The 18,478-nt window shown below is 55.6% G+C and carries 13 protein-coding genes and 1 pseudogene; 12 read left to right on the forward strand and 2 right to left on the reverse strand.

The genetic code is table 11. The features are described 5' to 3' along the window. Positions 1-98: 98 nt before the first annotated feature. The 12 genes from DQX05_RS16890 (at position 99) to DQX05_RS16945 (ending at position 15,701) form a co-directional block, all read left to right on the forward strand. Entirely contained in the window at positions 99-1,262 is a 1,164-nt protein-coding gene (locus DQX05_RS16890) for an ABC transporter ATP-binding protein (protein WP_119794706.1), read from the forward strand. A 3-nt stretch (positions 1,263-1,265) separates the two neighbouring features. Next, positions 1,266-1,925, forward strand: coding sequence for an ABC transporter permease (locus DQX05_RS16895; RefSeq protein WP_119794707.1), 660 nt, complete (start codon positions 1,266-1,268; stop codon positions 1,923-1,925). Positions 1,926-1,987: 62 nt separating this feature from the next. Then, the gene (locus DQX05_RS16900) at positions 1,988-2,884 is read left to right on the forward strand and encodes a glycine betaine ABC transporter substrate-binding protein (RefSeq protein WP_119794708.1); all 897 of its coding nucleotides are present in this window, start codon (positions 1,988-1,990) and stop codon (positions 2,882-2,884) included. Between the two features lie 15 nt (positions 2,885-2,899). Beyond that, positions 2,900-3,601 (forward strand): ABC transporter permease, encoded by a 702-nt coding sequence (locus DQX05_RS16905; RefSeq protein WP_119794709.1) that lies wholly within the window; start codon positions 2,900-2,902, stop codon positions 3,599-3,601. Between the two features lie 308 nt (positions 3,602-3,909). Next, entirely contained in the window at positions 3,910-5,379 is a 1,470-nt protein-coding gene (locus tag DQX05_RS16910) for an MDR family MFS transporter (RefSeq protein WP_119794710.1), read from the forward strand. 222 nt (positions 5,380-5,601) lie between these two features. Continuing rightward, positions 5,602-6,543, forward strand: a complete 942-nt coding sequence (locus tag DQX05_RS16915) for an AraC family transcriptional regulator (RefSeq protein WP_119794711.1) — start codon at positions 5,602-5,604, stop codon at positions 6,541-6,543. A gap of 668 nt (positions 6,544-7,211) precedes the next feature. Beyond that, complete coding sequence (locus DQX05_RS16920; RefSeq protein ID WP_119794712.1) at positions 7,212-9,224, forward strand: endonuclease MutS2; 2,013 nt, start codon at positions 7,212-7,214, stop codon at positions 9,222-9,224. Between the two features lie 129 nt (positions 9,225-9,353). Then, the gene (locus DQX05_RS16925; protein ID WP_119794713.1) at positions 9,354-10,094 is read left to right on the forward strand and encodes an ankyrin repeat domain-containing protein; all 741 of its coding nucleotides are present in this window, start codon (positions 9,354-9,356) and stop codon (positions 10,092-10,094) included. A gap of 625 nt (positions 10,095-10,719) precedes the next feature. Further along, positions 10,720-11,583, forward strand: a complete 864-nt coding sequence (locus DQX05_RS16930) for a sugar phosphate isomerase/epimerase family protein (RefSeq protein ID WP_182914792.1) — start codon at positions 10,720-10,722, stop codon at positions 11,581-11,583. Between the two features lie 76 nt (positions 11,584-11,659). Then, entirely contained in the window at positions 11,660-12,727 is a 1,068-nt protein-coding gene (locus tag DQX05_RS16935) for a Gfo/Idh/MocA family protein (protein WP_119794715.1), read from the forward strand. A gap of 36 nt (positions 12,728-12,763) precedes the next feature. Further along, positions 12,764-14,740, forward strand: coding sequence for a hypothetical protein (locus DQX05_RS16940; RefSeq protein ID WP_119794716.1), 1,977 nt, complete (start codon positions 12,764-12,766; stop codon positions 14,738-14,740). A gap of 85 nt (positions 14,741-14,825) precedes the next feature. After that, the gene (locus DQX05_RS16945) at positions 14,826-15,701 is read left to right on the forward strand and encodes a sugar phosphate isomerase/epimerase family protein (RefSeq protein ID WP_182914793.1); all 876 of its coding nucleotides are present in this window, start codon (positions 14,826-14,828) and stop codon (positions 15,699-15,701) included. Between the two features lie 86 nt (positions 15,702-15,787). Here DQX05_RS16945 and DQX05_RS16950 read toward each other — a convergent pair. Further along, positions 15,788-16,856, reverse strand: a pseudogene (locus DQX05_RS16950) (IS3 family transposase); the annotation flags it as partial. Positions 16,857-16,969: 113 nt separating this feature from the next. Continuing rightward, positions 16,970-18,463: a gluzincin family metallopeptidase gene (locus DQX05_RS16955; protein WP_119794718.1), complete on the reverse strand. Its 1,494-nt coding sequence runs from the start codon at positions 18,461-18,463 to the stop codon at positions 16,970-16,972. Positions 18,464-18,478 lie beyond the last annotated feature (15 nt).

Raw genomic sequence — 18,478 nt, forward strand, 5'->3', positions numbered from 1 at the left:
TCCTATGTCAGGCCGGCCGGACTCATCTACATACTTGGCAGCACCCGCAGGGGCCAACAGCTTCTATCAATATTTTTTATAAAAAGAGGTGATGGTGTATGATCCAATTCCAACAAGTGAATAAGGTGTACGAAGGTGGCTTTCAGGCGTTGAAAGACATCAATCTGGAATTCAAGAAGGGCGAGCTCACCGTCCTGATCGGACCGAGCGGATGCGGCAAATCGACCACGATGAAAATGATTAACCGTCTGATGACCCCTTCAAACGGAAAAATCCTCATTAACGGCCAAGATATTGCCGAGCAGAACGCTGTCGAGCTACGGCGCAATATCGGCTACGTCATTCAAAACATCGGATTATTCCCCCACATGACCATCGGCAAAAACGTTGCCGTCGTCCCGCAATTGAAGAAATGGGATAAAGCCAGGACCGAACAACGGGTGGATGAACTGCTGCGGCTCGTTCACCTCGATCCGGAAGTGTACCGCGATCGCTATCCTTCCGAGCTGAGCGGAGGCCAGCAGCAGCGTATTGGCGTCATCCGTGCATTCGCTGCCGATCCGGACATTATTTTAATGGACGAACCGTTCAGCGCCCTCGATCCGATCAGCAGGGAGCAGCTGCAGGATGAGCTGATCCGGCTGCAGCAGGAGCTGAACAAGACGATTATTTTTGTCACCCATGATATGGATGAGGCGATCAAAATCGCGGATACGATCGTGCTGATGAAGGATGGAGAGGTCGTACAGACCGGATCACCGGAAAGTATTCTTCGGCATCCGGCCAATGATTTCGTCCGCACGTTCATCGGGCAGAAGCGGCTGGAAGGAGCGTCCGGCTTCGAGATTCCGATTGTGGATGAAGTGATGGTGCCGAAGCCGGTCACGGCGTATCCGAACCGGGGGCTGGCGGAAGCGATCAAGCTGATGGAGAGCCGCAAGGTGGACTCGCTATTCATCGTCGACCGTGAGGACAAGCTGCAAGGCATCGTATCCATTTATAAGGTGCTGGACCAATACGGTGAGGAGAACAAGCGGGTGAAGGATGTGATGCGGCCAATCGGCTACTTCGTCCGTCCGGGAACGCCGCTGCCGGAGGCGGTTCAGATTATGAACGACAATCGGCTTACGATTTTGGCGGTCGTCGACGAGAACGGCAAGTTCATCGGCTTGATTACTCGCGGCAGCGTCGTGAAGCATTTGGCGGACGTGTATCCTTCCATCATGGAGAGCGCGCCGAATACGTTCAGAGAGGAGGCGTAACCGATGGGTGGATGGTGGACATTTCTGCAAGAGCGGGGAAGCGACATCCTCACAGCGCTGGCTGATCATATGGTTATCTCGGCCGCTTCGGTGCTGATCGGGTGCCTCGTTGCGATTCCGCTTGGCATCGCACTTATCTACAACACCTTGTCCTGGCTGAACAGCATCGTCTTCTTCGTTGCCAATCTGCTGCAGACTGTGCCGAGTCTGGCGCTTCTGGCCATTATGATTCCGCTGATGGGCATCGGCATGAAGCCGGCGATCTTCGCTTTGTTCCTCTATTCGATTATGCCGATTCTGCGTAATACATACGATGGGTTCGAGTCTGTGGACCGAAGCGTGCTGGAATCGGCCCGTGGCATGGGCTATGGGACTTTCCAGCGCATTGTGCGCATTCAGCTTCCGCTCGCCTTGCCATATATTATGTCCGGCGTGCGCGTGACGACGGTCTATATTATCAGTTGGGCGACGCTCGCTGCCTTGATTGGGGCCGGGGGCCTTGGACAGCTGATCGTATCGGGCATAGGCGTCAACAAGCCGGAGCTGATCGTTACCGGAGCCGTCGGAGCCATCGTGCTCGCGTTTGTTATCGACGGACTTCTCGGGCTATTGGAAAAAGCACTTACACGCCGTTTTGGACGGACGAGCAGTTTGTCTGCTTAATTTGCCGTCCGTAACGGGGTGTACGGTCCGGGACTAGAGTGAATGAAGGAGGAGGATTCGGTATGACTGGACGAACACGGCCGGCGGGCATCGCGATCGCCCTGCTGGCGTTGACGATATTGTTGTCTTCCTGCGGGCTCGACAATCGGCTTGTCATCGGGGCGCAGACCTATTCCGAGGCAAAAATATTGGCCGAAATGTACAAGGCGCTCATTGAAGACCGTACTGACTTGAAGGCTAAGGTGCTGCCAGACCTGGCAGCGAGCGGCATCATCATTAACTCGATGAAGAAGAACGAGCTGCAGATTGCCACGCTCTATACGGGCGAGATTTTCAACAACCATTTCCCGGTCGTCGAGACGAAGCAGCGGGATGAGGTATTGAAGCAGGCCCAGGAGGGCTTCGATCAATATTTTGACTTTACGTGGTTCGATCCGCTCGGCTTCGAGAATACGTATGCATTCACTGTACGCGGCGATCTGGCTGAGGATCGCGGATATGAGAAAATATCCGATGTGCATAAGGATGCCGGTAATCTACGGCTGGGCGTCGATACGACCTGGCTCGAGCGGGGTCTGGACGGATACAAGGGTTTCCAGGATGAGTATGGCTTCCGGTTCGGGAAGGAATTCCCGATGGAGCAAAGCCTCGTCTATGAGGCGGTGGCGAACAAACAGGTCGATATTGTGCTTGCTTATTCCACCGATTCGCGTCTGAGAGCTTATCAATTGAAGACGCTGCAGGATGACAAGCAATTTTTCCCGCCTTATGACGCTTCGACCGTGGTGCGCAATGATGTGCTGGCGGAGCATCCGGAATTGAAGGAGGTTCTCGGCCTGCTTGTGGGAACCTTGGACGAGAAGACGATGATCGATTTGAACTATGAAGTGGATGTCGAAAAGAAAAGTGAACGGGAAGTCGCCGTCAATTATTTAAAACGAGTCGGATTGCTTCAGTAAGAAAGGAGGCCCCCTATGGGAAGCTATGAATGGACAATTGTGGATTTGCTCGCGTATATGGGCCGCAATACGGATTTATTATGGGAATATTTCGTGACCCATATTATCATGGTGCTTACCGGCGTCGGTCTTGCCTTCGTCATCGGCGTTCCGCTCGGCGTGCTGTGCGCCCGGTACAAAGGCTTGTCCAAGCTCATTCTCGCGGTGACGAGCACGCTGCAGGTCATCCCGAGTCTGGCTCTGCTCGTGCTGCTGATGCTCGCGTTCGGGCTCGGCACGAAGACAGTCGTCGTCGGCCTGCTCCTGTACTCGCTCAACCCGATCGTGCGCAATACGTACGTCGGGCTGAAGCAGGTCAATTCGAGCTATGTCGAAGCCGGACGCGGCGTCGGCATGAGCCCGCTGCAGCTGCTGTTCAAGGTGCAGTTCCCGCTGGCGCTGACCTATATGCTGACCGGACTGCGCATCGCGGCCGTCATCGCGATCGGGGTCGCGACGATTGCGCCTATCGTTGGCGGGGACGGATTGGGCCGGGAAATCTATGCCGGCATCAATTCACAGAACCCGCTGCGCATCTATGCGGGCGCCATTCCCGCGGCGCTGCTCGCCATCGCCGCGGATGTGCTGCTCGCCGTCCTGCAGAAGCGCTGGAACCTCGCGGAGCGCAAGTCTCGGAAGAACGGCGTTCAGGCCGACTCCACCCGCTCCGCCACATAACGCGGCTTGAAGCCCGCAGCCGGATCGCCGATCAGGCTGCGGGCCTTATTGCGTGTTGGCGGGTTGAAGCACTCAAGCCAGACCTGTTCTGCGGTTGTTCGGCTGTGGATTTTTCAATAATTACATATGTCAATATTGACATTATAGCTATCCCGCCTTTACAATTTTGGAGGAACAGCTACAGGCACTCATGGCGGGAGCACCTGCATGAATGCGCATAGGCTGTCTGCAAATCTTATCGCATGATGTGATTTATTGCGATATAGGCAAATGAGAAAGGCTGTGGAAGGATGGGAGAAGGGGACACGATGACGAACCGCTCCTTTTGGAGCATTATGTTCGCCATTTTCTTTGGCAATTTTTTGGCCGTACTGAGCACCAACACGATCAATATCGCGCTTCCCGTGCTGATGGATCATTTTCACGCGGAGCTCCAGACGATTCAATGGGTGTTAACCGGGTTTATGCTGGCGACGGGCGTCATTGCGCCTGTGGTCGGTTATTTCGGCAACCGCTTCAGCACGAAGCGGCTTTATATGATCGCCTTGGGAGGCTTCATCCTGTGCTCCATTCTGTGCGCTCTGTCCTGGAGCGAATGGAGCCTGATCGCGTTCCGCGTATTGCAGGGCGCCTTCAGCGGGATCATTATGCCGACGACGATGTCGATCGTCTACCAGGCTGTTCCGAAGGAGCGGCAAGCGACCGCTATTAGCCTGTGGGGCCTGTCGGCGATGCTTGCTCCGGCCGTCGGGCCGACGCTGGCCGGCTTCATCGTGCACGTGGGCGACTGGCATTGGCTGTTCTGGCTCAATGTGCCGATCGGGGCGGTGGCGCTGCTTGCCGTCGCGAGGTTCATTCCGTATTACCGGCTGGACCGTCAGGGGCATTTTGACAAGATCGGATTCGTCAGCGTCGTCGCCGGGAGTCTGGCGCTGCTGCTGGCCTTCGGTAACAGCTCGACCTGGGGCTGGCTGTCAGGGAAGACGATGGGACTCCTGCTCTGCGGGACGGTCATTATCGCCTTCTTTGTCCGCCATTCCCTGCGTCAGGAGAAGCCGTTGCTCGATTTCCGGCTGTTCATGTACAAACGGTATACGGTCAGCATGATGCTCGTGTGCATTTTCACGATAAGCTTGTATGCCGGAGCGCTGCTGACGCCGCTCTTCCTGCAAAAGGTTCAGGGCGCTTCGACGCTGACCGCGGGTCTCGTCCTGCTGCCGGCATCCGCGCTGATGGCCTTCGTCATGCCCTTCACCGGGCGCTGGTACGACCGCTTCGGTCCGGTTCGCCTGATTACCGTCGGGCTTCTGCTGATGGCTGTCGCCACCTACGCGATGAGCCGGCTGCATCTCGATTCGCCGCATTGGTATATCACGGCCTGGATGGCTGTGCGCAACGTCGGCATCGCCCTGGCGAACACGCCGGCGACTAATGCGGGAATGACGGCGATTCCGCGGGAGCTGTCCGGCTACGGCTCTTCGATCAACAGCTGGCTGCGGCAAGGGCTGGCGTCGTTGTCCATCAGTCTGTTTACTTCGCTTTTGGCTTCGCGCACCATTGCGCATATGGCCGGCCTGCGCGGTATCATCGCGGATCCGTCGCAGCTGCACGACACGGCATATACGATGAGCATCAATGATATCAACCTGATTAGCGTCGGATTGACCTTGCTCGGGCTTCCGCTCGTCTATCTGCTCAGCCGCACGCCGGACCGGCTTCCGGCATCCGGTGACCGAGGGGCTTCTCGTAAGCTTCCCATTTCTTCAGCGAGGGAATAATTTCTACGGATAATGGATGAATTGTATTCGATGATGGGCAAACGCATTCAAGCGTTGTACAATAAGAGATGATCGGCAATCAGAAAACACGTGTTCAAAAGAAATCAGCGTGACTCAAGATTCGATACTGAGATTGCTTCCTGCAAATCTCTTCGTGATGAGTTCGTGATCTAAAGCGGACTTTGTGAACAACCTCTTAAATGGACAGACAGGGTGATGTACATGTCACATGACGGCAGGCGCGGTCATGACAGCGAGGCTGAGGCGCGCGGCGTCATCGAATTTCGTTCGGAACAGGAGCTGCAGGCCCATCTTCCTTGCAAGGTGTACCGGTTGGATCAGTCGATCGGCAACATCTGGGATCATACTCATGACTACATTCAGATCTGGTACGTGCTGAAAGGCGAGTTCAAGCATACGATCAACCATCACAGTTATCATATGGTCAAAGGGAATTTATTCATTATCCCGCCGTTCGCGGTCCATCGAGTCGAGATGGTCGCCGGGCAAGAGGTTGAGATTATCGGCTGCGAATTTTTGCCGCATTTCGTCCTTGATCCGGCGGAGCGCGACGGCGAGCGGGGGGTTGACTTTTCTTATCTGGAGCAGTTCCTGATGGATGAGAAGCAGTCGACGCCGAAGGTGGCCTTGACGGGTGATACCGATATCCAGGTGGGGCGGCTGCTGCAGGAGATGCTGGAGGAGTATCAGCATACCCGCCGTTATTACGAGCTGGTGCTGAAGGCCGATCTGCTCCGGCTGCTGGCGATTATTATCCGCGAGTATACGAAGCCGGCCGACAAGACAAGCGAAGAGGACGATCGGGTGGAAAAATACCGGGACGTGATTACCTCCGTCACCGAGTATATTCATCTTCACTACGCGGAAGAGCTGAGGCTGGAACGGCTGTGCCGCGAGTTCAGCTTGTCGAAGACGTATTTTTGCTACTTGTTCAAGCGCTTTACCGGCAAGACATTCAATGATTACTTGATAGATCTCAGGGTGCGCAAGGCGGTCGATTGCTTGCTGGAATCCGATATGTCGATTACGGAAATCTGCTTCGGCGTCGGGTTTAACGATCTGGCTTATTTCTCGCGGATATTCAAGCGTCATACCGGCCTGTCTCCCTCTCAATACAAGAAGAAGGCGCCTGGGCGGCTGTAGTAGAGAATCCGCCTATTTGTCAAGCGGCGAGACGCACGCCTTGCTCCGGGTGGACGTAGGTCCTCGCTCCGGGTGGACGCAGGCCCTCGCTCTGGGTGGGCGCAGGCCCTCGCTCTGGGTGGGCGCAGTCCCGTGCCCCAGGCGGACGGAGACGCGCGCGGAGCCAGTGGGTCTGGGGAGCTTGGAGGCATGCTTTGCTTGACTTTGCGAATGCAATCGTTTACGATGAAATTATCCATATACAGGGAGAGATGTTAATGTTGGCGGTCGTTCTTAACTAATCAATTCCATAGGGAAGAAGCTTGGCATAGGTTCGAAAATACGTCTTGCTGGACGTTTATTCGATCATGTGCGAGTCAGACTTCCGGAATTAGTTAAGAACAGCGGATATTCATTTGAAGCCAAAGATTAACGTCTGCAGGCGACACCGATCCGTGCTGTTGTTAGAGCACGGTTTTTTTGTGTTCAGGAGAAGGGGGAGACGCACGCCTATGGCACGCACTCCAGATCCTCGCACGAGATTGCGCTTCCAGGGAGGGACCGGGAGCGTCGGGTCGCGACACGTTATGACAGAAGGCAGAAGATGCGATAGGCGCGCATTCTTCTGCCTTTTTTTGTCGTATGCGGACATCTGTATTGGATGAAGATATGAGAAGGAGTGCTGATCAATGGACGACAAAATGATGGAGCGCCTGGAATACGGACGCGTGAAGCAGGAGGTAATGAAGTATGCCCTCTCCTATGCGGGGCAGCGGCATATTGAGGAGATGAAGCCGCTCACCGATCCAAAAGCGGTGCAGCACGCGCTGCTGGAGACGGAAGAGGCGACCCGGATGCTCGCTAAGGGGGCAAGCGTTCCGATCCCTTCCTTGCAAGGAATGGACACGGTGCTGTCTCTGCTTGGGTCTGGGTATCTGTTCGCCGAGAAGGATATCGCGCATGTGCGGCAGTTCTTGCACAGCTGCTCGCAGTTGATCGCCTACATGCGGACCAAGGAGGGAATCGCTCCGACAGTTGCCGCCTATGCCGCTTCGATGCATCCGCTGGACGGGGTGGCGTCCGAGATCGACCGCTGCCTCGCGCACGGCCGGATTCGGGATGAGGCGAGCAAGGAGTTGCATAAGATCCGTCGCAAATTGACGGCCATCGAAGACAAGATCCGCGGTAAAATCGACGCGCTGTTGAACCGGTACCGCTCGCTGATGCAGGAAAATCTCGTCAGCCAGCGGAACGGACGTTATGTATTTCCGATCAAAAAGGAGTATCGGAAGCAGATCAAGGGCAGCGTCGTTGATGAATCGTCCAGCGGGCAGACAGTCTATGTCGAGCCGCAAGAGCTGGCCGTCCTGCAGCAGGAGCTAGGGATCCTTCGTATTGAGGAAGGGAAGGAAGAGGCGAAGATTCTCAGCTATTTGACAGAGTTGCTCGAAGAGAAGGCGGAGGAACTGCGCCGCAATGCGGAGACGGTGGGCTGGTATGATTATGTATTCGCGCGGGGGAAGTATGCGCAATCGATCGAAGGTCAGCCGGTCCGGTTGAACGAGAACGGCGTCGTCGATCTGCGGCAGGCGAAGCATCCGCTGCTCGGCGGCGGCACGGTGCCGCTCGATATTCAGATCGGTCGGGGTTACCGGGCCTTGATCGTCACCGGGCCGAACACGGGCGGCAAGACGGTGACGCTCAAGACGGTCGGGCTGCTGTGCCTGATGGTTCAGTCCGGCTTGCTCGTGCCTGCCGGAGAAGGAAGCAGCTTCCCGGTATTCCGCCATATCGCGGCCGATATCGGCGACGGGCAGAGTCTGGAGCAGTCGCTTAGCACGTTCTCGGCTCATATTACGCGGGTCATCGATATGCTGACCTTTGCGGATGAGGCGACGCTCGTGCTTATCGACGAGATGGCCTCAGGCACCGATCCGGGAGAAGGGGTTGCCCTGTCGATCGCGCTGCTGGAGGAACTGGCGCGGCGCGGGACGATGGTCATCGCGACCACCCACTACAATGAGATCAAGCATTTTGCCGGCGTCACGCCGGGCTTCCGCAACGCGCGGATGGAGTTCGATCCGGATACGCTGCGGCCGCTCTATCGGCTCTGCATCGGAGAAGCCGGCAGCAGCTACGCCTTCCTCATCTCGCGGAAGCTCGGGCTGACACCGGAACTGATCCGCAGGGCGGAGGAACTGGCGGCGCGCCGGGAGGAAGGGCCGGGGCTGCGCGTGGAGGCGGAAGCGGGGACGGCGGCAGGTTACGACGCCGCATTGCTGCAATCCGGCGATTCCCTGTCGGAATCGGTGAGCCGGCCGATGCCTGACTCGGAGGCGTCCGATAATGATAAGGAGGCCGCTTCGCTTGAGAATGGGGCAGCGGAGAATGCGGCTGGAGAGGAAGAGAAGCAGGACCGTCCGCTGGAGATTGGAGATTGCGTCTACATCTCGTATCTGGGACGGACCGGAATCGTATATGAAGCAGCGGATGCACGTGGCAATGTCGGAGTGATGATTGAGCGGCAGAAGGTCAAAATCAATCATAAACGGCTGTCACTCTATATCGAAGGCAAAGAATTGTATCCGCAAGATTATGATATGGACATCGTGTTCGAGACGAAGGAGAACCGAAAAAAGCGGAAGCTGATGGAGCGCAAGCATGTGGAAGGCTTGAGCATTGTCCATGAGGCGGAGCAGTGATGCCGGGCGGGGCCTGCGGGCCCCGTCAGATCCGAATCATATGGAGCGCGAACAATGTAAATATTTTAGGTATCGATGGGGACGTGATACAGTAGAGCGAGATAATTGGCTAATCGAGGAGGGGGATTCATGATGCTACGCGCAGTACTGCTCTGTCTGTCGCTCGTGTTGGCGTCGGGCTGCGGCGCTGCGGAGGATCGCTCCGCAGGCGGCCATATGCAGGCCGAACCGGGGAAGGACAGCGGAAGCAGGGAGTCAAAGGCCCGCGATGCGGCGCTGCTTGATGCGGCGAAGAAGGGCAAGGAGGAAGATGTCCGGCGATATATTAAGGAAGGTGCCGGTGTCAATGCGCAGGACGGCAGTTGGCGCACGCCGGCGATGCTGGCGACGATTGGCGGAAATACGGAGATCGTTCGCATTCTGATTGAGGCGGGAGCGGATGTCAATATACAGGCAGATAACCTGGACAACCCGTATTTGTATGCGGGCGCGGAGGGGCTGCTCGATATTTTGAAGCTGGCGATTGAAGCCGGCGCAGACACGAAGCGAACGAACCGCTTCGGCGGAACGGCGCTCATCCCGGCGGCGGAGCATGCACATCTCGACGTCATCGAGTATTTGCTGACGTCATCGGATGTGGATGTGAACCATGTGAACAACCTTGGCTGGACCGCCCTGATGGAGGCGGTCGTGCTGGGCAGCGGCAGGGAGCCGCACCAGCAGGCGGTGGAGCTGCTGATCCGGCATGGCGCGGACGTGAACATCCCGGATCGTGACGGGGTGACCGCGCTCAGCCATGCTCAATCCCGCGGCTTCACCGAGATTGCGCGGCTGTTGGAGCAAGCTGGAGCCAAGGCGGATGAGCCTTAAAGACGGCATCGCCTCGCGTTGAAACGGCTGGGTGCAACGACGCAGGACGGCGCAGTGGTTTGTCTCCGTGCTCTTATGTTTACTATCCCATCGGTTCAGATTCCCCGTTTGCTCGTCTAACACCCTTTTATGTCCTTATGTGTATTATCCCATTAAGTCAGGTCAATTTTTTTATCTGCGCCGATGGGATAGTGGTCATAAGAGGCATCGAGCAGTTCGTTTCCTGTGTCGATGGGATACTGGTCATAAGAGACATCGAGCAGTTCGTTTCCTGTGTCGATGGGATAGTGGTCATAAGAGGCATCGAGCAGTTCGTTTCCTACGCCGATGGGATATTGGTCGTAAGAGGCTAGGGGGAATGATTAGAGCTGGTGATTTTTGTACTGCACAGTGCCCAGCCGCGTCGACCCTGCTCAACGAACGTATTGATTTATCAATTTACCTGGGAGCCTGGGCTTGCCGGGTTTATTTGTGTAAGAAAGTCCAACAATTGTGGACTATAGTTCAATGTGTTTTGCCCGGGCTTTCCTATAATAGAGGTGAGAGGAGCGGCCGGAAGTGTAACCGTTTGCAGAAGCAGGACGGTAAGCAGCCGGTTGAACCAAGACGAAATGGAGTGAGCCAGGTGAAATTAGGAGTCAGTATTTACAGCTTGCATGCCGCGCTGCAGGACAAACGGATGACGGTACTGGACGTGCTGGACTGGATGAAGGCGCAAGGAGCCGATCATGCGGAGATCGTGGATATGGATCTCGATCTGGCCAATCATCCCGAGCGAGTGGATGCCATCCGCGAGAAGGCGACGGAAATCGGGCTGGAATTGTCCAATTACTGCATCGGGGCGAACTTCGCCGGACTCGACGACGAAGCGTTCGCTGAGGAAGTGGCGCGCGCCAAGTCGCATGTGGACGTGGCTCATCGTCTCGGCGTGAAGCGTATGCGTCATGATGTCGCATGGCGGTCCTATCCGGAGACCGATGTCAGCTACTTCGAGCAGGATTTCCCGGCGCTCGTGGAGGCATGCCGCCAAATCGCCGACTATGCGGTAAGCTTCGGTATTACGACAAGCGTGGAGAACCACGGCTTCTACATTCAGGCAAGCGAACGGGTGAAGCGTCTCGTGCTCGCGGTCGATCGCGAGAACTTCCGCACGACGATGGACGTGGGCAACTTCACGTGCGCGGACGAGAATTCGCTGAATGCCGTCCGCAACAACATCGGGTTGGCTTCTATGGTTCACCTGAAGGATTTCTACATCCGTCCGGCAGACCGCAATCCGGGCGAAGGCTGGTTCCGCTCGCTGCACGGCAATTACTTGCGCGGCGCCATCGTGGGGCAAGGCGATCTGCCAATGTATGATATTATCCGCGCCGTGAAGGAAACGGGCTATGATGGATATGTCAGCATCGAATTTGAAGGCATGGAAGATTGCCTGAGAGGCACGAAAATCGGAATCGAAAATGCGCGGCGCATCTGGTCTGAAGTGTAAACGCGTCATAATACGATTTTTTTATAACCGTAGTTAAGCAACCATTTCTTATCAAATCTATGGGGGGAAGTCCATCATGAGCAAAGTCAAAGTAGGCGTCATTGGCGCAGGTTCCATTTCGGAAATGCATTTCGGAGGATATCAGAAAAACGATGAGGCCGAGCTGATTGCGGTCTGCGATCTGAACGCGGATCGGGCGAAGGAGAAAGCGGCGCAATTCGGGGCTCCCGATGCGAAGATTTATACGGATTATCATGAACTGCTTGCGAATCCGGACGTAGAAGCGGTCAGCATCTGCACATGGAACAATTCTCATGCTGAGATTGCCATTGCCGCGCTGGAAGCAGGCAAGCATGTCCTCGTCGAGAAGCCGCTCTGCAAGACGGTAGAGCAGGCGCTGGCGGTTCAGGAAGCGCAGAAGAAAAGCGGCAAGACGCTTCAAGTAGGCTATGTCCGCCGCTACGGCATGAATACCCGCGTACTGAAAAAATTCATCGATGCCGGCGACCTGGGCGAAATCTACTATGCGAAGGCATCCTGTCTGCGCCGCTTGGGCAATCCGGGCGGATGGTTCAGCGATGTAGAGCGCTCCGGGGGCGGGCCGCTTATCGACCTGGGCGTTCATGTCATCGACCTGTGCTGGTATCTGATGGGCAAGCCGAAGGTTAAATCGGTCAGCGGCAATGCGTACAACCGCCTCGGCAACCGGAACCATATCGAGAATCTGTCCTTTTACCAGGCAGCGGATTATGATGCGAACGTGAATACGGTCGAGGATATGGCCAACGCGCTTATTCGCTTCGAGAACGGAGCGTCGCTCGCTGTCGATGTCAGCTTCGCGCTGCATTTGAAGCAGGACGAGATCAGCGTCCGTTTGTTCGGGGACAAGGGGGGCGCGGAAGTTGAACCGAAGCTGCTCATTATGGGTGAGAAGCATAATACGATTTTGAACATGACGCCGCAAATCGACCATCTCAGCTTTGATTTCGAGCGGGGCTTCCAAAAAGAAGTCGATCATTTCATCGATTGCTGCCTCGGTCGCACCGAGACGATCTGTCCAGTGGAAGACGGCGTGGAGCTGATGAAAATCCTTTGTGCTATTTACGAGTCGAGCGCGAAGGGAACCGAAATTGTTTTCTCTTAATGTTATGGCGAAGAAGCGGGAGGGAGGAAGAACGGCATGAACGGCTTGTACCCCGCTTTAGCTGTAATAACACGCAGCAATGATAATGATTTGCTGCAGGCGATTCGGCTGATTGAGCCGAATGTGGCCGTCCTGCATCCAGATGAGGTGCGGGAAGGCGTGCTGGATGCGTATGAGGCGATTGCGCTGCTTGGCGGAACGGAAGAGACTCCTCTTCTGTTCCCCGCGCATCAACGCGTACTGCTGGAGAGGCAGATTGCGGCCGGCAAGCGGATTTTCGCGGAATATGTGGCCAGCATCGGTCACGTCTATTGCGAGCCCCCGCAGTCGACGCGGTACCATCGTCTCATCTATTGCTCCAAGGAGACGGATCTGGCGGGCCTGCCGCTCGGCGCGCTGCTTGATGACCAGTGCGGCCTGCGGCTGCGCCCCTTCGCGGGGGCGTGCCTGCATGATGTGCCGATTTTGCAGTATGCGCGGGTGCATGCGCATGATCGCGTGGAACTGGATGATTCCTTCTTCGGGGAAGTGTCCGACCGCGCGCTCTGGTTCGAGCAGGATTCGCTGCTCGTCTGCGGCTTCCGGCTGTGCCCGTGGCGGCGCGCACGCTATTCTCCGCTGCAGCGAATCCGGCATGTCGTCGCCTTTGTCATCGGCTGGCTGCTGGATCGCCCGGTCGAGGTCGCCGCTCTGTCTCCGCTGAAGCCGGTCGTCAGCACCGGCCTTGACGGAAGGCGGGCCGCTTCCTACAGAGAAGCCGCGGAACGCGCCATCCGCTGGTTCGAGCAGTCGGGCGTGCTGTATGATGAAGGTCGCACAGGAGTGCATGAAGGCTGGGGCACCGAGATATACGGCGACGGCAGCCAGCGGCTGAGCCGCCAACAGCGGGCCGATTGCATCGGCGAGACGGCGATGGCCTACTTCATGCATTACAAGGTGACGAACGATGAGCGCAGCCTTGCCATCGCCAATCGTCTACATGATTATGTATTCCAGTACTTCCTGTGCAAGGAGGATGTCCCCTGGTCCGGCATGATGCGTTTTAACGGAGAGGCGTGGAGCATCTGTTATCAGGATGACGTCTCGCGCGCTATCCTGCCGCAAATGTGGCAGTGCTTCGTGGAGGGCAGCGAGCGTCATCTGGACGACTGTCTGCTGGCGCTCAACTTCCTGCTGAAGACGACCGGGTCGGATGGCATGCGGGTGTCACGCACGAATAATATGATATTCGACCGCCATCCCGAGGAACTCCATAGAATGCGCAGCGAGCCGGCCCACTTCCCGAGCGCGCATTACAACGCTTATTATTACGCGGCGCTGCTGCTCGCGTACCAGCTCACCGGCATTCGGCTGTTCCTTGATGCCGGGCGAAAAGGGCTGGAGGCCTTGATGCGTGTCTACCCGGATACGGTGCGGGAGCAGAGCCAGACGCAGGAGCTGTGCCGCCTCGTCCTGCCGCTGAGCTGGCTCTATTGGTCGACGCAGGATGAACGGCATCGCGAGTGGCTGTACCGGGTAACGGAAGACTTGCAGCGCTTCAAGCATACGAGCGGTGCTTATCTGGAATGGGATGAAGGCTATAAGGCGCCGATGTGGGAAGAGAACGGGATGCGGGACAATTCGCTCGTCACCGAGAACGGGCATCCCGTCGTCGACCTGCTCTACTCCAACAACTGGCTGCCGATGGCTTGGATGCAGGCTTACTTCGTGACAGGAGACAGCAAGTTCCTTGACTTGTGGAAGGAGAGCTCGGACTTCATGGTCCAAGCTCAGCTCAGCAGCGCGAACCCGGACATCGACGGCGCCTGGGCACGGGCGTACGACGTCGAGCTCGGTGAAGTATTCGGATCGCCGTCCGACATGGGCTGGGGTCCATGGGCGATTGAATCGGGCTGGACGGTGGCGGAGATTGCGAGCGGGCTCATGGTCGGCGAACTGAAGGATGAGCTTGTCGCCCACTTCCAAGAGCATGCCGCGAAGCGGCGGAAGGGAACGGGTTACCCGAACCGCTAGACCGGCTACTAGGCCGGCTCAATTGAATTCTGAACACGCGCAGCAGCGCAATAAAATCATAAACTTGATTAAGGAGTGATTCATCATGGCATTGTTAACGAATCCAATCGGTGTCATTACGGACAGCTTCCGTCTTGCACTTCGGGAAGCGCTGGCCAAGGCGAAGGAAGTAGGCGCGGATGGCGTGCAAATCTATGCAGTCAGCGGGGAGATGGATCCGGAGAATTTGTCGAAGGATGCGCGCAAAGAACTGGCGAAGTATATCGATTCGCTCGGCTTGAAAATATCGGCGCTGGTCGGCGATCTGGGCGGGCATGGCTTCCAGGACAAGGAGGCCAATCCGGCCAAAATCGAGAAGTCGAAGCGCATCCTCGATCTGGCGCTTGATATGGGAACCAATGTCGTTACGACGCATATTGGCATCGTGCCGCATGAGCAGAACGAGATTTATTATGCGATGCAGCAGGCTTGTGAAGAGCTGAGCCAGTACGCGAACAGCCTGGGCGCGCATTTTGCGATTGAGACCGGACCCGAGCCGGCGGCGCATTTGAAGTCGTTCCTGGATACGTTGTCGGGAAAAGGGGTCGCCGTCAACTTCGACCCGGCGAACATGGTGATGGTGACCGGGGACGATCCGGTGCAAGGCGTTCATCTTCTGAAGGATTATATCGTTCATACGCACGTCAAGGACGGCGTCCGTCTGCGTGAAGTCGATCCGCGCCTCGTCTACGGCATGCTCGGATTCGATCCGATGTCGCATGAGAAGATTGCGGACATGGCGACCGATGGGCCATTCCAGGAAGTACCGCTCGGCGAAGGCAAAGTAGACTTCGATGCTTATTTCCAAGCCTTGATTGATATCGGCTATACCGGCTATTTGACCATCGAACGCGAAGTCGGCGACTCTCCGGAGACTGACATCCGCAAAGCGGTTGAATTCATTAAGCGTTATAAAGGTTAAACAAGCAAGCCACCCGATTCTAAACTGTACCCCATGTAAAGGACATTTAAAAAAAGTCTAGGCAGATTGAAGAAGATGATCTCTGTATTGAAGTATTGAACAGGGGTCATCTTTTTTAAATTCCATTGATACCTGTAGTGGTTGTAATAAGTCATATAGTCCTTAATCTCCCGTTTTAACTCGTCCAAAGTCAAACAAGGTTTAATGGAGGCCTGATCTTTAAAATGTCCAAAAAAGGATTCCTGAGGGGCGTTATCCCAGCAGTTTCCCCGCCTGGACATGGATTGTTTCAATTTCATTTTCTTAACCATTTTTTGAAAATCCGGATTTGTATAATGAGATCCCTGGTCAGAATGAATGAAGGCACCATCTGCTTTCTTAAACCTTCGGTTTTTCTTAAGCTTCAGGAGGGTATCTGTCGCAAGATCCATCGTGATTCGGTCTGACACATGATATGACAAGATTTCATTGGTTGAACTGTCCTTGATAGTTGATAAATAGGCTTTCTTGCCTGATCCGTAAAATAAATAGGTGATGTCCGTCCGTAATATCTTACCGGGGCTCTTCTGCTTAAACTCCCGGTTCAGCAGGTTAGGAACGATCCTGTGCTCTTGAGTAGCCTTCATCATCCGTTTTTAGGGATTGGCCTTCCTGAAAGGGCACACAATGCCGTATTTCTTCATAATCCTCCTAATCCGTTTCAAATTGTAGATAACCTTAAACTGCCCCTCCAATGTCATCTTGATGGAACGGGCCCCTTTCCGCGAAGCGAATCTTTTTTAAAAGTTCGTTCTCCGCTCTTAGCAAGGCATTCTGAGCCTCCAGCCTGGCATATTTCTCTTCCAGCGACAGCTCCCGTTAAAGGGGTCTTCCTAATGATCTACTTCTTGTATCCTGTAGACCTAAAACTCCGTTCTCCTGGTAACTCGCACGCCATCTCTTTCCCGAAGATCTGACTCTTTGGATCCCGATGATGGTTACGTCAAAACCGCATTCTTCAAATATTTCTCTCGGCAGTTTGCCCTAGTTATTCTCTGAGATGAACAATTGCTTAAACGCATCCGTATACGTGATTGGCTTTGAAGAAACGGACTTCACATAAGGATTGTTAGATAACAGCTTGATTTCTTCATCTGTTAATAATTTCTTGCTCATTATAATTCCTCATTCCCATTTTTCTGCTATAAACAAAAGTACCCTATCGAGAGACTTTTTTAAAGTGTCTACTCGATAGGGTACAGTTTAATTCACGGGTGGCTTTTTTCTTCTTAGGATGAGGGTGGATTGTTCAGCAATTGCCAGAGCCGGTCATGCGCCTCCTGCCCGAGCGCATCCTCTGCTACATTAAGGAAGCCGTCGATGGTCGCGAATTGCCCACGGTAGCGATTGTAGTAGCTCTTCCATACCACAGGAACGGCATCGGTTCCGACGGCCTGCGTCCAGGCGGCGAGCAGTTCGGCGCCCCGTTCCCGGTAGATGGTCACGGCGTCGTCCCCGAGCCGGGCAGCAGGGAGCACGAGTGCCCGGTAATCGGTTGTTGAGGCGGATGGCCAAGGCTCCTGCAGCCGCTGATGGCGATAAAAGCGTGCGGCGAACTCGGACATCCCCTCATCAAGGAAGCCGTCGGTCCGCGAGTTGATGCCGATCGCGGAGCCGAACCACTGCTTCGCAATTAAGCGAAGCATGTCGGGCGAGAGCGGACCGTTCAGCTTCTCTTCCCGGCCGAACAGGATGATGCCATCAAGGCTGTCGTTCATCCCGGCATATGGAGCTTCGACGAACGCCCAATGCTTTCCCGGCAGCTCCCCGATCGCATCGGAGTAGAACGCGATAGCATCGGCTGCGGCGTCAAGCCATTGCTCGGACGGCTGTTCCCCGTCGTCCAATGTGTAGACCGAAAGGGACTTCCCCTCCGGGAGCGGCCGCTTCGTCTCAGTGTAGTCCGGACTAGCGTAGAACGCGAGCTGGCGGATGCCATTGGCGCGGATATGAGTGGATTGCACTCCGTCTTGCACGCGATGATCCAACTGCTGCCCTGTCGTGACGACGAGCCAGGAAGCGGGCAGCTGGAGATGAACGTCGTAATCGGCCGCATAAAAATAATCGCTCGTGTATCCGGGATAATTCGGCACCCGGTTCCAGGCATGGCGCAACGGGTTGTATACCGCAAGCTGCGGCGTCCAATAGGTGCCGCCAGCGAATTGTTCATTGTAGGCCAGCCGCCAAGCCCCGTACGGAAGCTGGATCTCGTAGCGGATGCGGAGAGAAACGGAGCCGTTCGGAGCAAGGGGCTGCTTCAGTTGTACAGTCAGAGACTGATTGACATGTTCGTACTCCAGAGACTGGCCGTTCTCCAGCGTTACGGCGGTAGTGGTGACTCCGGCGCCGCTGGCAGGCAGGTCGGATAGAGCGGTCCCCAGTAGTCCTTCGGAGGCGAGACGTTGATTGAGCTTCCGTTCATGAACGGGCTGCGTGTCCGGAATGCGGTAGCTGTCGGCATACCAATGGAAGACCAGTTCCTTCAAGGCATGATTGAATTCATTGCGAAAATGCAGCACCGTCGTCGCCTTCAGCGAATGAGTGGCATCATCCCAGACGGCGGTCACTTGATACTGAATGGGAGATGATCCCTGAAGGGCCTGTGCGCTGCTGTCCTTTCCCGTACACCCGGTAAGTACGGCTAGAAGGGCAAGCAGGGAGATAAAGATGCCGGCATGCCGCAGCAAGGGTGTATTGTATATAGAAACGTCCGTTAGCCTCATTGGCCATCTTCCTTC

The sequence above is a fragment of the Paenibacillus thiaminolyticus genome (genome assembly GCF_003591545.1).
GTDB classification, from domain to species: Bacteria; Bacillota; Bacilli; order Paenibacillales; family Paenibacillaceae; genus Paenibacillus_B; species Paenibacillus_B thiaminolyticus_A.